The sequence below is a fragment of the Vibrio syngnathi genome, assembly GCF_002119525.1.
Taxonomy (GTDB): domain Bacteria; phylum Pseudomonadota; class Gammaproteobacteria; order Enterobacterales; family Vibrionaceae; genus Vibrio; species Vibrio syngnathi.
Genome location: NZ_CP017916.1, coordinates 1,894,904 through 1,909,318 on the forward strand (window position 1 = coordinate 1,894,904; position 14,415 = coordinate 1,909,318).

The following is a 14,415-nucleotide window of genomic DNA, read 5'->3' on the forward strand; positions in this document are numbered from 1 at the left end:
TGCATCAAATTGAAAATTTCTTTCTTTTTGATGTAACTTAGCTGTCAGTTCATACTCAATTTGCATTCTTTTTGCTCTAATCCTCTTCCAATTCTGTAGTTTTCTAAAATTTTGTTGAGGTTTGTCATATTCTTAAGCATTGATGCCGTGTTTTTGTATTAGTGAATAGTATCTTGGGTTTATACTGACTCTATGGTGCTAGTTAGCTTGATATCTATTTGATGCAGTAGAATTTACAATACCGAATATAAGTTTGGTTTTGTCTTTTCCTATATTTGTTTCAGCCATACCCCCTGGTAAAAGATATTAACTAGCAAGTTGTTCTCTATACCCTTGTGAACACTATGAATACATTAGAAAAAATACAAAAAAACCTGGAAAATTTCAGCAAGTCTGAGCGTAAGGTAGCCGAAGTAATTATGGCTTCCCCTCAAACTGCAATTCATTCTAGCATTGCTACCTTAGCAAAAATGGCTGACGTGAGTGAGCCTACAGTTAACCGCTTCTGTCGTCGTTTAGACACAAAGGGCTTCCCTGACTTTAAACTTCACCTAGCTCAAAGCTTGGCGAACGGTACACCTTACGTGAACCGTAATGTTGAAGAAGATGACGGCCCAGATGCTTACACGCATAAGATTTTTGAATCAACTATGGCTTGTCTAGATGTTGCTAAAAACAGTTTAGACGCGATGCAAGTAAACCGTGCGGTTGACTTACTGACTCAAGCAAAACGCATTTCGTTCTTCGGACTGGGTGCCTCTTCTGCTGTAGCCAAAGATGCTCAAAACAAGTTCATTCGTTTCAATATCCCAATCACTTGCTTCGAAGACATCGTGATGCAACGTATGAGCTGCATTAACTGCAGTGATAACGATGTTATTGTTCTTATCTCTCACACTGGCCGCACTAAAAGCCAAGTAGAGATTGCGAACTTAGCTCGTGAAAACGGCGCGACGGTTATCGCTATCACAGCAAAAGACTCTCCACTAGATAAAGCAAGCTCTCTGTCTATCTCATTGGATGTACCGGAAGACACTGACGTTTACATGCCAATGGCAAGTCGTGTGGTTCAAATGACGGTTATTGATGTGTTAGCGACAGGCTTTACGCTTCGTCGTGGTTCTGGTTTCAGAGAGAACCTAAAGCGCGTTAAAGAGTCACTTCGTGATTCACGTTACGAAAAGTACTCTCAGTTCTAATCTTCTAAGGTACGAACAAAGTGCCTCTGAGATACGAACAAAAAGATAGCCATTAAAAAACGGAGCCTAGTGCTCCGTTTTTGTTTGTCTGTTTTAAATACCTTATACCGCGAACATATCGAAGACCGTCAAATAGTCCAACTATTGCCTTTCTCTACAACACTGTTCTCAGACGCATAAGAGTTAATAATGGTAAAACTCGACTCGGCAGCCTGTTCTGGGGCAAGTTGATTAGCCTGGTTCATTGAGGCTGTATCATGATCCCCCTCTCCACAACTGCACTCCTCGCAAACCTCGCAAACCTCGCAAACCTGCTTCAGAATATGTACAAGCCTCTCTTGATTCAACGGTAAAGGGTTTCCTTTAATCGCCACTGATTTGAGCGCATCGGCAGACACCTCATCAAACTGAGCTTCGCAGACACCAAATTCAAGTAAGCTTGGTAGCTTGAGTGCATCCAACACTTCAGATAACCAAGCAATCACCTCTTCTTCTTTTGCTTCTACGTTACCCGTCACTATCTGAGCGATTCGCTGATAACGCGCCAATATGTCGTTTCTTTGCTGCTCTTTCGCTACTGCTATGTTTTCTAACATCACAAATGGCGCTAAGCGCGCTGTAATCACACTGTGCGGTGCAGATATCTTGCCTCCTAAGGCAGAAGCTAACCCATGAGCGGCACCAAGTTTGGCATTGGTTATTGCCATTCCTCCGAGCATAGAAGCGAAGGCAAGATCAGAACGCGCTTGAGGCTCATCGTAGATACACGCCTGAATGACAGAACCACTTAACTTGCGTAGCCCTTCTTCACAGATCATATCGGTTAACGGATTCGGTTCACCACACACATAGGCTTCCATTAGATGAGTAAAAGCATCCATAGCACCACGCCCCGATAAATACAGATTGGTACCATGAGTTAAAGTAGGGTCGACAATCGCAACATCGGCTAGCATGTCAGGGCTTCGAAGGCTGATTTTGACCTGATCTTGCCCTGATTTCAGCACCGCGTTTTTAGTGACTTCTGCACCTGTACTCGCTGTGGTTGGAATAGCGATAAACGGAAGCGGTTTGGTTTTCAAAGGAACATTACGCCCAACCACTTCGACATAGTCGTATAAATTACCTTGATTAGGTAAAACCGCCGCCAAAGCTTTCCCCATATCAATCGCACTGCCTCCACCCATGGCCACTACCATGTCAGGTTTAAATCGCCGAGCAGACGTGGCAGCCTCTTCAACCATTTTGATATTGGGTTCACCCGAAACGGCTATGTGTTGGTAACGCATACTCTGCGCATCGAGATAGTCAGTGACAATTGAAGTACGCTCTAATGCATTGCCAGTCACCAATAGCACGCTGTAACCGTATTGATTAAAGAGAGACAATGAAGCGGAAAGTGCTCCATCACCAAAGATGATCTTTGTAGATGTCATAAATTGAAACATGGTGCCTCCTGCGCCTATGACCGAACAAAACTGCGAGCTCTTGGTTATTGGAAAATTGATTTGGGGAAACTGGTGTTTTGGAATTTAATTTTTGAAATATGACCTTGGTATTTGCAACACAATCTCTGCATTCTAAATGCGAATACCCTAAAACGTCGTTACATAATGCTGCTTACCGAATATGGTTCCATACCCAGATAAAGGATGCCTCGTTCTATGTTTGTTTTTTTTGACAAGGTGCAACTTGTCGCACTAAAGATGGATTAAAGTCGTAATCTTAGGGGTAATTCACACTCTAATACTGAGGAAGCTTAACGATGACAGTGGCCAGTAAACAATACTCTACCTTTTTATGATTAATATTTGTGCTGATAGGCAAAACCTATCGTATTAAGAGGCAATTCCATCTTTATTTCCCCATGGCATTGAGGCATAGTTGGTTTTAAGAAATTTTGATTGGCATTCATTAAAGAATAGTTAACATAGCTGAGTTAACGAGCCTCATCCCGTATTTAGGAGAAATTAAATGTTTGTAGTTATTTTTGGTCGCCCTGCTTGTCCATTCTGTGTTCGTGCAAAAGAGCATGCTGAAACTCTTAAAGCTAAACGCGATGACTTCAACTACCGTTATGTTGATATCCACGCTGAAGGCATAAGCAAAGCTGACCTAGAAAAGACTGTTGGTAAGCCTGTAGACACAGTGCCACAAATCTTCATCGACCAAGACCACATCGGCGGCTGCACAGAATTTGAAGCATACGCAAAAGAAAATCTAGGTCTTTTCGACTAAGCGGAAATTTCTCATACGAGAATCGATGCTAACGCCTTGAACAGCTAACCAAAAGATGAGTTAGACTGGATGATTGATATAGAGCCCGCTCATCATTGTAGCGGGCTTTTTTGTGACAATTTTTCAAACGGAGTAAGATTAAGGTCAATATCGAATAAAATTGAAAATAGCACTTATAATTTATTTATATTTAGATACAATTCATTCCTCAAACTGATCCTGTGTTTCACGCTAATTATTGAGCAATCACTGTGAATATCGACGTTGTCTTGCTGTTAAAACAAAATCCCATTCTTCTCATCTTTGTTGTGTTATCTATTGGTCTCGCCATTGGTAAAATTCGTTTCGGTAGCCTCCAACTTGGAAATTCAATCGGTGTTCTGATTACTTCTCTTATCATGGGACATCTTGGTTTTTCCTTTAACGCCGACGCTCTCACGATTGGTTTCATGCTCTTCATTTACTGTGTAGGTATTGAAGCTGGCCCCAACTTCTTCGGTATATTCTTCAGAGACGGTAAGCATTACCTCATTCTTAGCCTCGTTGTACTTTCTACTGCCATTGCCCTTACTTATTTTTGCAGCGAATATTTAGGTCTTGGTTTCGGACTTTCCGCCGGCATGATGGCGGGAGCACTAACTGCAACACCAATATTAGTTGGTGCGCAAGATGCACTCAATTCAGGTTTAGCTGAAGTACCAAGAAACATGGACCTGGGTCTGGTTATAGAAAACCTCTCTGTAGGTTACGCGATGGCTTATTTAGTCGGCTTAATCAGTATGATTATGTTTGCCCGCCTTATTCCAAAGCTCCAGAAAGTAAACCTACACGATTCAGCAGAACAAATAGCTCAAGAGCGCGGCTTAGGCACCTCTGGTCAGCGTAAGGTTTACTTACCCATTATCCGAGCTTACCGCGTAGGACCAGAGCTAATTACCTGGACTGATGGCAAGAACCTTCGTGAGCTTGGCATCTATCGCCAAACTGGTTGCTACATCGAGCGGATTCGACGTAATGGTATTCTTGCCCACCCTGATGGCGATGCCATTCTGCAAGAAGGCGATGAAATCGCATTAGTTGGCTTCCCTGACAGCCACGCTCGTCTTGACCCAAGTTTCCGAAACGGCAAAGAAGTTTTTGACCGTAACCTTCTCGACCTACGAATCGTTGAAGAAGAGATCGTCGTTAAAAGTGACAACATCGCGGGTAAGCGTTTATCTGACTTAAACTTATCCGAATACGGCTGTTTCCTTAACCGCGTAGTAAGAGCTCAAATTGAAATGCCGATGGACTTAAACATCGTACTTTCTAAAGGTGATGTACTACAAGTCAGTGGTGAAAAGAGCCGTGTTCACGGCCTTGCTGAAAAAATTGGTTTCATCTCGATTCACAGCCAAATGGCCGATTTGACGGCTTTCTGTAGCTTCTTCATTCTGGGGATTTTGTTTGGTTTGATCACCATGACATTTGGCCAAGTCTCATTTGGTTTAGGTAATGCAGTTGGTCTTCTTCTATCGGGCATCATGCTTGGCTTCTTACGAGCGAACCACCCTACCTTCGGTTACGTTCCTCAAGGAGCGTTGAATATGGTCAAAGATCTCGGTTTGATGTTCTTTATGGTCGGTATCGGCTTGAGCGCCGGTGGTAAGATATTTGAGCATTTGACCCAAGTGGGTCCGCAAGTTATCGGGATAGCACTTATCGTGAGTGTACTGCCGGTATTCTTCGCCTACCTAGTTGGCGCTTACGCACTGAAGATGAACCGAGCTCTTCTTTTTGGAGCCATCATTGGCGCACGAACCTGTGCTCCGGCGATGGACATCGTAAATGACCACGCTCGCTCAACTATCCCTGCTCTGGGTTACGCGGGTACGTACGCGATAGCCAATATATTGATGACCTTAGCAGGTACTTTCATCATCATTATTAGTTAGCGCCTGCTTGCTTAAAAAAACAGCCAAGCTTAGATATTTCAAATGCACTAATTCATCTTTGGGTTAGTGCATTTTTTATTACTTCTCCTCAGCTTTTAACGCATCCAAAGTCTGCTCTTTAAATCTCTTCGCATCTCGTGACTCGTATCCCGCATCTGCTTTTATTTTTCCATGTCTGCTTTTAATCTCTTCCCTCAAACGACAGACAAAAAAATAGGCGCTCAGTGAGCGCCTATTTCGTTTTTATTCGATTGTTTGAATTAGATATCAGCTACATCAAATTCAACAGCTGGGTTAACGTCAGCTTCGTAATCAACGCCTTCAACACCGAAACCGAACAGCTTCAAGAACTCTTCTTTGTACTCAACGTAGTCAGTCAGTTCTTTCAGGTTTTCAGTTGTGATTTGAGGCCATAGGTTACGACAATGCTCTTGAATGTCGTCACGAAGTTCTAGGTCGTCTAGACGTAGACGGTTCACTTCGTCAACTTCTGCTGCGCTACCATCTTCTTTGTATAGACGTTGGCTGAACATACGGAAGATCTGTTCCATACAACCTTCGTGAATACCTTCTTCACGCATCTTCTTGAACACCATAGCGATGTAAAGAGGCATAACAGGAATCGCAGAACTTGCTTGAGTAACAACAGACTTAAGAACAGCAACGTTTGCAGTACCGCCAGTTTGGCCTAGTTTTTCGTTTAGCGCTGATGCTGCACGATCTAGATCCATCTTAGCTTTACCTAGCGCGCCATCCCAGTAGATTGGCCACGTTAGCTCAGTACCGATGTAGCTGTAAGCAACAGTCTTACAACCGTCAGCTAGAACACCCGCTTCAGAAAGTGCGTTGATCCAAAGTTCCCAATCTTCACCGCCCATTACAGTAACAGTGTCTTTGATCTCTTCTTCAGTAGCAGGCTCAACGCTTGCTTCAATGATCGCATCTTTGTTTGTATCTACCGCTGTAGATGTGTACGTTTCGCCGATAGGCTTAAGAGCTGAACGAATTACTTCGCCAGTCTCTGGCATTTTACGCACTGGAGACGCCAGTGAGTACACAACCATATCGATCTGACCTAGATCTTCTTTGATCAGGTCAATTGTTTTCTGTTTTGCTTCGTTAGAGAAAGCATCGCCGTTAAGGCTTTTTGAATACAGGCCTTCTTCTTTAGCTAGCTTGTCGAACGCTGCTGAGTTGTAGAAACCAGCTGTGCCAGTTTTTTTCTCAGTACCGGCTTTCTCGAAGAAAACACCGATAGTAGAAGCGCCGCCACCAAATGCTGCCGCAATACGTGAAGACAAGCCGTAGCCACTTGAAGAGCCAACAACTAGTACACGTTTAGGTGCGTTTGCGATTGGGCCTTGAGCTTTTGTGTAAGCAATTTGTTCTTTTACATTAGCTTCACAACCGACTGGATGTGTTGTAGTACAGATGAATCCGCGAATTCGAGGTTTGATGATCATATTCAACTTCCTTAAAAAATCAGGTTAAGGATAAGAGTTTCGTGCGCAAATGGCATCTAATTTCTGTAAAAATGTGGTGAAAATGCAAGTGGTTGGAGCACTCAACTGATATTTGCTGACTAAGTCGCCATTTGTTAACGCTTCTATTGAGACTTCTACGACAAAAACAAAAAAGGCACCTGATTAGGTGCCTTTTATCATTTCTTTATCTAAGCAACGCTATTTAGCTTAGGTTTTAACTCTTTTCGCGTCAAAGTTTCACTAAAGTCATGACTGAAGTGGTCAACTTGAATCGCTGTGTAGCGTAGTTTATCAGCAGCAACAATTTGGTCGACTTCTTCTTGTGTCAGAACATCAGCAGCAAGTGCTTGAGCCAATTTATCCGCCAGCAAGCCTTTACGAGCCACTTTGCCCTCTTTCACTGCGTTGAAGATCTTACGCTCCAAAGGTTTAATGCTATACATCGCATTGAAAGCATTCTCCATAAGGCCAACACTATCATCTTCCTCTTTGCCAATGTAACAAAGGTGAGTCAGACGTTCACGGTGTGCACCTGGAGTCATCAAACTCTCTGCTAGTTGAACTGTTAGGTTATCACTCGGTTTTTCGAAGTGGTTACCAACAGGGAAAACTAGACCTTTAAGTACTTTACCAACCATCTTGTTCGGGAAGTTACGGTACGCTTCTTGTAACGACTTAGCCGCGTTGTGGAAACAGTGCTGAACTGCGTAGTGTACGTAGTCTAAGTCAGCTTGTTGACGACCTTCGTCTTCATACTTTTTAAGTGCAGCAGATGCCATATATAGGTAACTTAGACCATCACCCAAACGTGCAGAGATAAGCTCTTTACGTTTCAGTTCGCCACCTAGCGTCAGCATTGCGAAATCCGCACTGACTGCAAGCGCACGGCTTAAACGAGTCAGGTCTTGGTAGTAAGGTTTTGTTGGGCCGCTCATGTCGGCTTTAATGAACTTAGAGCCTGTTAGTGCCGCACCAAAAGCACCGAAGGTGTTTTTAGTTGCGTGTGAGATGTGCTTGAACAACAAGCTATCAAAGTCTTTTGCACCTTGCTTCTCGTCTGGGTTCGCTGCCGCTTCCATTTCGCTCAATACGTATGGGTGACAACGTGTCGCACCTTGACCGAAGATCATCAGGTTACGAGTTAGGATGTTCGCACCTTCTACTGTGATAGCTACTGGAATACCTAGGTAAGGTGCAGCCAAGTAGTTCATTGGGCCATCTTGAATTGCACGACCTGAATGGATATCCATTGAGTCATTCAGAATAGTACGAGCCATCTCTGTCATGTGATACTTCGCGATAGCCGTTACGATACCCGGCTTCTCTTTCATATCAAGTGAAGTGGTTGTCAGTGTACGAGTCGCTTCTAATAGATACGTTAAACCACCAATACGGCCTAAGCTCTCTGCAACACCTTCAAATTTACCAATCGACATACCGAATTGCTTACGAACATAAGCGTATGCGCCGGTCGTTTTCGCTGTTAGGTGGCCCATCGCCGTGCCCAGTGCGGGTAATGAGATACCACGACCTGCAGACAGACATTCCACCAGCATACGCCAGCCTTTACCTGCGTAATCTGCGCCACCGATTAGCCATTCCATAGGAATAAATACATCGTGACCGCGTGTTGGACCATTCATAAACGCAAGACCAAGTGGATCATGACGCTCACCAATCACAACACCTTCGTGGTCTGCCGGGATAAGCGCACAAGTGATACCAATGTCTTCTTTGTCACCCAGTAGCTTTTCTGGATCGTGCAGTTTGAAAGCCAAACCAAGTACCGTTGCTACTGGTGCTAGCGTAATGTAACGCTTGTTCCAGTTAAGTTTGATACCTAGTGTCTCTTTACCTTCGTGCATGCCCATACACACAGTGCCGACATCAGGGATACCACCCGCATCAGAACCCGCTTCAGGGCCTGTTAGTGCGAAACAAGGGATATCTGTACCGTCAGCAAGACGTGGTAGCCAGTAGTCTTTTTGATCTTGAGTACCGTAGTGAGACAGTAGCTCGCCCGGACCAAGAGAGTTTGGAACCATTACCGAAACCGCAGTACTGATACTACGAGTCGCTATCTTGGTTACGATTGTAGAGTTGGCGTGTGCTGAAAATTCACGACCACCGTACCCTTTCGCGATAATTAGCGAGAAGAAACGCTCTTTGCGTAAGAAGTTCCAAACTTCCTCTGGAAGGTCTCGGTCTTCTTTCACAATTTTGTGGTCATCAAGCATAGCGAGCAAAGTTTCAAGTTCATTATCCATGAACGATTGCTCTTCTGCTGTGAGCTGAGGTTTTGGGTACTGGTGAAGCTTAGTGAAATCTGGTTTACCAGAAAACAGCTCTCCGTCCCACCACACGCTACCCGCTTCCATCGCTTCTTTCTCGGTGCTAGATAGTGGTGGTAGTACTTTTTTAAAGAGTTTAAAAGCTGGGTCACTTACCCATTTTTGTCTTAGAGAGCTCATAGTTCAGATCCTTTTGTTCACTATATTGTTTGTGAATATTTTGCTTTTTATTGTTTTATTCTTTTGCTGACATGCCAGCGGCCAAATATGGAATGAGAATATCGACCACTGCCTTAGCATCTATCTTTCTGTCATAGTCATTCTCTGCAATTTCTATCAGAGCCTGGCTAGATGCCATGGTGAATACACAAGTCCCTAGGGTGAAGTGCAATCGCCAAAATAACTGTTCTTGAGTGAGATTCGGGTTGGCTTTCATTACTGAGCTGGTAAACAGAGTCAGTACTTCGCTGTAGCGAGTGGTAATGAACCAACGCAAGTGACCTTGCACATCCGTATAACCTCGACCGATGAGTAACATAAATCGACTCGTACCATTTGGCCTTACATCATTCAGTGCTCTTAGCGGCTGTCTCAGAGACTCAAACACGTCACTCATAGAATACGTTTCGTTCAAATTTAAGTTCACTAAAGCGTCTTGCAGTGCAGGCATAAATGCTTCTAAGTAACGATTGAGTACCGCACGAACCAGAGTCTTCTTATCGCCAAAGTGGTAGTTCACTGAAGCAAGATTGACATTGGCTTTACTCGTAATGGTGCGTAAAGAGGTGTCATTAAAACCGTGCTCAGCAAATAAGCCTTCAGCCACATCTAAGATTTTGTCTTTGGTTGTACTTCTTGGTGCCATTTCAATCACTCGTATTAAACAACTGTTTGAAATATACGCTTAGAACATTTATTTAACAAGCAAGCAACATCACATTTTCACAAATTGGTCGTACCAGTTATAAGCATTACGTTCTAAGCGATTGAATAGAGACGCGTTTAATTAAAAAGAGAAAATTAATGAATTTTTGGGGAACTGAAATGGCAATCGAGGGTCATAAATTAAGTAGAAAACAGAGTATTTAGATGTTTAACAGGCCGTCAAACTTGTTTCTCACTGTTTTCTTAATTACTGCATTTTCCTTATTAACTCCTATACTTGTATCCGCCCAAACCGCGTTGGTTTGGGCTTTTTTTTGTCTAAGATCACGGTATTTTTTTAGGTTAATAGTAGACACAAAAAAGCCCTCGAAACCGAAGGCTTTCATTACATCAAAGTTCAAAGCATTTCACGATCCTACTAGGCAGCATCATTTTTGATTAACTCGGCTAGCACCGAAAGATCATTGCCGAGATCAACCGAAGCTCCCATTTCCGTTGCAATACCTTCAACCACTATGGTTTGAGTATCACTGCCGCCATTGATTGGAATCGATAGTGCTATATCGTCTCCATCAACAGACACTTCAATCATGCCAAGCAGCTCGGTCATTTGAGTTTCATCTTGTGGGTCTTCAAGTAGATCATTGAGGTCAATCAGATCACTGGCGCCCTCCGTATAAAGCTCAAAGTCTTTAATGATATCGGTCCCATTGTCGAGCGTAGAGTCTAGCCAAGTGAAGATGTTGTCTCCGCTATCTCCAATCAGAAGATCGTTGCCTGACTCGGCATACAAAGGTTCATTACTCGCTGCACTAATAACGTTATATTGCTGCGGTTCTTCGATATCTATGGTGACCGTCTCTACCGTGCTTTCTGCGCCATTAAAGTCGACCGCGACATAATCAAACTGCGGGTCTTCAGTTACCGCCTCGTTACCTTGGACATAGCGTAACTCCCAACTGCCCCCTGTCGATGACAACTCCATTCCAACGATCGGATTATCTGGTGATGAATAACTAAAATCATAAAGAAGTTGGCTATTTCCGGTGTCTCCTGGGTCTTTCTGATACTGCTCTGTATGCGTTGTACCATCAGCAAAGGTATAGAGTACTTCAACATAAACATTACTATTGGTGTTAAATGAACCACCCAAACCATCTAGACCAAAATCAACGACCCCTAATGGATTATTCGTAAAATCGAGGACTAAGGTCTCCTGTTTGTTCATACCTCTACCATCGGTATCACCAATACCAAAACCGACATGAGACTGTTCACCTTGATACTGTTTCAAAGGTTTATTATTGTTGTCTTCAATCGTAACCGTAATCGTATTGCCGTTATCTAGGGTAATAAGTCTCTCGGTTGGCGACACCGCGACGCCCCAATTATAGAAACCATCAACGAGCTCTGGCATATCGTCAGGGTCACCACTGAAGCCCATTTCAAACATTTCTCCTGGCCCGGCAACGAAGCTGATATTATTTGGGACAAACAACACACCGTTGTCGACGTCAGACTGCACAATTTCTCTCGTGACGCCATTTTCATCGGTATACAAAAGGCTGCCGTTGGTTGGCAAACTTTCTATCCGAATATTAAGTGGAATGTCATCATGATCATCTTCTATATCTGAGATGTAATCTGGCATGCCGCCATCTTCAGAATCGAAGAGGATAGGTATAATCGCGTCCTCATCATTAACGACCGTAAAGCTGGTCGCTTCAGGTGCGTCATTGACACCATTGATTGTTATCTCGATAACATGCTCTACACCATCGATGGCGGTGACGACATATCGCTCAATAACCGTGTCGTCATCGTTCAAGTATTGAACCGCATCGTTATCAACGACATAACTCCATGCCCCTTCAGGAGTAATCGTTAACATTCCTAGTGCAAGTGCATAAGTAGATCCGACAGGAGTAAACACGCCATTAGGTTTAAATGCAGGCATGTCACTCGTGTCGACGTCAGTAATCGTTAAAGTACCAGACACCGAGAGTTCGTTGGTATCTTCATTGACATCGACGTCCTCTGTCACTTCTCCCACGTCAGAGTCACCTTCCCCAACAGTAATCTCAGATGGGTCATCGGCACCATTGATGGTGATGGTTACTTCACTTGTGGTTCCGTCAATCGCAGTAACCGTGTAAACCTCGGTGACAAATTCATCGTCATCGAGATATTGCACATCATCGTTGTCGACGACGTAAGTCCATTCGCCATCGTCGGTAATGGTCAACATACCCAACGCAGTATCATTGGTCGAACCTTCAGGATTAAACGTTCCGTTAGGTTGAAAAGCCGCGACATCGTTAGCATCAACATCGGTAATCGTCAGTGTTCCCGTCGCCATCAAGTCGTTACTCTCAGGATCAACCTCAACATCCTCCGTCACCTCACCCATATCATTGTCACCTTGACCAACCGTAATCTCAGATGGGTCATCAGCACCGTTGATGGTGATGGTCACTTCGCTGGTGGTTCCGTCAATCGCAGTCACCGTGTAAACCTCGGTGACAAATTCATCGTCATCGAGATACTGCACATCGTCGTTGTCTACGACATAAGTCCATTCACCATCGTCGGTAATGGTCAACATACCCAACGCAGTATCATTGGTCGAACCTTCAGGATTAAACGTTCCGTTAGGTTGAAAAGCCGCGACATCATTAGCGTCAACATCAGTGATCGTCAACGTACCAGATGTCGTGAGCTGGTCGGTTTCAGGGTTTACATCGACATCTTCTGTGACTTGTCCCATGTCGGAATCACCTTCTCCGACCGTGATTTCGGATGGATCATCGGCACCATTGATGGTGATGGTCACTTCACTTGTGGTCCCATCAATCGCAGTCACCGTGTAAACCTCGGTGACAAATTCATCGTCATCGAGATATTGCACATCATCGTTGTCGACGACGTAAGTCCATTCGCCATCGTCGGTAATAGTCAACATACCCAACGCAGTATCATTGGTCGAACCTTCAGGATTAAACGTTCCGCTAGATTGAAAAGCCGCGACATCGTTAGCGTCAACATCGGTGATGGTTAGCGTACCTGACGTCGCTAAGTTGTTGCTCTCTTGATCAACATCCACATCCTCAGTCACTTCTCCTGTGTCTGAATCACCTTCACCAACAGTTATATCAGATGGGTCATCGGCACCGTTAATAGTGATAGTCACTTCGCTAGTGGTACCGTCACTGGCTGTCACGGTATAAACCTCAGTAACGAATTCATCGTCATCCAAGTACTGAACATCGTCGTTGTTAACTACGTAAGTCCAAGCACCATCAGGGTCGATGCTCAATACGCCTAGCTGTGATTCGTTTGTTGAACCTACGAGGTTAAACTCACCGTCAGCTGAAAAGGTAGGAGTGTCGCTGTCTACATCTGTAATTACGATCTGACCAGATGTCACTAATTGATTGGTGATGTCATCTACATTAATGTCCTCAGTCACACTGCCCGAGTCATCGGTAGCGACTGCCGCATCATCAGTACCAATGATGGTGACTGTGATGACTTGTTCGCCACCGTCGGAGGTTTGCACTGTCGTCGTATCTTGAATTTGCTCGCCATCAGCAAGTTCATCAAATGGACTGTTAGCTACGAATGACCAAGTACCATCTTCATTAACGACAAAAGACCCAAACCCATTCTCACCTTCCGCCTCTTTGGCGATAAAGGTAACGTCCGGATCGTCGCTGGTTAAAGCGCCCCCAGTTTCAACAGGTTCATCCTGCTCAAACTCAATAACGTTGGTTTCACCTGAAATAAGCGCAAGCGCAATGATATCGAAAAGAGCAATACTTTGCGTATCGGATAATCCTTGAGATTCAAGCCCGTCAGTTTCAAAGTTCGTGGAAGCTAGAGTTTCAGCCCCTGTACGTTCAATTCTACCACTGTTGGTTAGACTTGAGCCTTGCTCACCAGCGGCGGTATCGAACTCATCACCCAATTCTGTTGGATCAAATCCTTCTTCAATAGCACGCTGAACTTGAACAATAGCATCATCAGTGTCTAGCAAGTTTAGCTGGCCTCGGTCATCGACAAACCGTGCCGAAACATTTGGCACGCTCTCTTCACTTGTTTCGATAGTGACAACGACGTCGCTAGCAGCTGGTTGCTCGCCCGGAGGCAAACGTCTAACCTGGCCTTGAGCGTCCAGCACTACAACCCCGTTCGCAAGACCTAGTATATTTAGGTTGATACTTCCCATATCCATATTCCCACTTCTGCCCAGAACACACCAAACGCGGATCCAATCCCACTTTGCGCTGTGGCTATTTCCTACAATAAATTTAGTAGTGACACTATTGATAATCAACTCACTAAAAGTATGGAAATGTGATGCTTTTTAAATTAGTCAATGGCA

General features: G+C 44.1%; 8 protein-coding genes. 3 read left to right on the top strand and 5 right to left on the bottom strand.

Features of this window, described 5'->3' with window-relative positions; all coding sequences use genetic code 11:
* Positions 1 to 344 precede the first annotated feature (344 nt).
* Entirely contained in the window at positions 345 to 1,199 is an 855-nt protein-coding gene (locus tag K08M4_RS08650) for a MurR/RpiR family transcriptional regulator (protein WP_004734686.1), read from the top strand.
* Positions 1,200 to 1,327: 128 nt separating this feature from the next.
* Here K08M4_RS08650 and K08M4_RS08655 read toward each other — a convergent pair whose 3' ends face one another.
* A complete protein-coding gene (locus K08M4_RS08655; protein WP_086049595.1) occupies positions 1,328 to 2,647 on the bottom strand; it encodes an iron-containing alcohol dehydrogenase in 1,320 nt (439 codons plus the stop codon).
* Between the two features lie 526 nt (positions 2,648 to 3,173).
* On the opposite strand from K08M4_RS08655, the gene K08M4_RS08660 reads away from it, so the two are divergent.
* Both K08M4_RS08660 and K08M4_RS08665 read left to right on the top strand, forming a co-directional pair.
* Complete coding sequence (locus K08M4_RS08660) at positions 3,174 to 3,437, top strand: GrxA family glutaredoxin (protein ID WP_009847069.1); 264 nt, start codon at positions 3,174 to 3,176, stop codon at positions 3,435 to 3,437.
* Between the two features lie 251 nt (positions 3,438 to 3,688).
* Entirely contained in the window at positions 3,689 to 5,371 is a 1,683-nt protein-coding gene (locus K08M4_RS08665; protein ID WP_012604238.1) for an aspartate:alanine antiporter, read from the top strand.
* 260 nt (positions 5,372 to 5,631) lie between these two features.
* Here the strand turns inward: K08M4_RS08665 and fabV are convergent, their stop codons facing one another.
* The 4 genes from fabV to K08M4_RS08685 all read right to left on the bottom strand — a co-directional run bounded on the left by fabV (position 5,632) and on the right by K08M4_RS08685 (position 14,259).
* Complete coding sequence (gene fabV / locus K08M4_RS08670) at positions 5,632 to 6,834, bottom strand: enoyl-ACP reductase FabV (protein ID WP_029223635.1); 1,203 nt, start codon at positions 6,832 to 6,834, stop codon at positions 5,632 to 5,634.
* A gap of 209 nt (positions 6,835 to 7,043) precedes the next feature.
* Complete coding sequence (locus K08M4_RS08675; RefSeq protein WP_086049596.1) at positions 7,044 to 9,326, bottom strand: acyl-CoA dehydrogenase; 2,283 nt, start codon at positions 9,324 to 9,326, stop codon at positions 7,044 to 7,046.
* Between the two features lie 55 nt (positions 9,327 to 9,381).
* Positions 9,382 to 10,011 (bottom strand): TetR family transcriptional repressor PsrA, encoded by a 630-nt coding sequence (gene psrA / locus K08M4_RS08680; protein WP_029222856.1) that lies wholly within the window; start codon positions 10,009 to 10,011, stop codon positions 9,382 to 9,384.
* 438 nt (positions 10,012 to 10,449) lie between these two features.
* Positions 10,450 to 14,259, bottom strand: coding sequence for a VCBS domain-containing protein (locus K08M4_RS08685; RefSeq protein ID WP_086049597.1), 3,810 nt, complete (start codon positions 14,257 to 14,259; stop codon positions 10,450 to 10,452).
* Positions 14,260 to 14,415 lie beyond the last annotated feature (156 nt).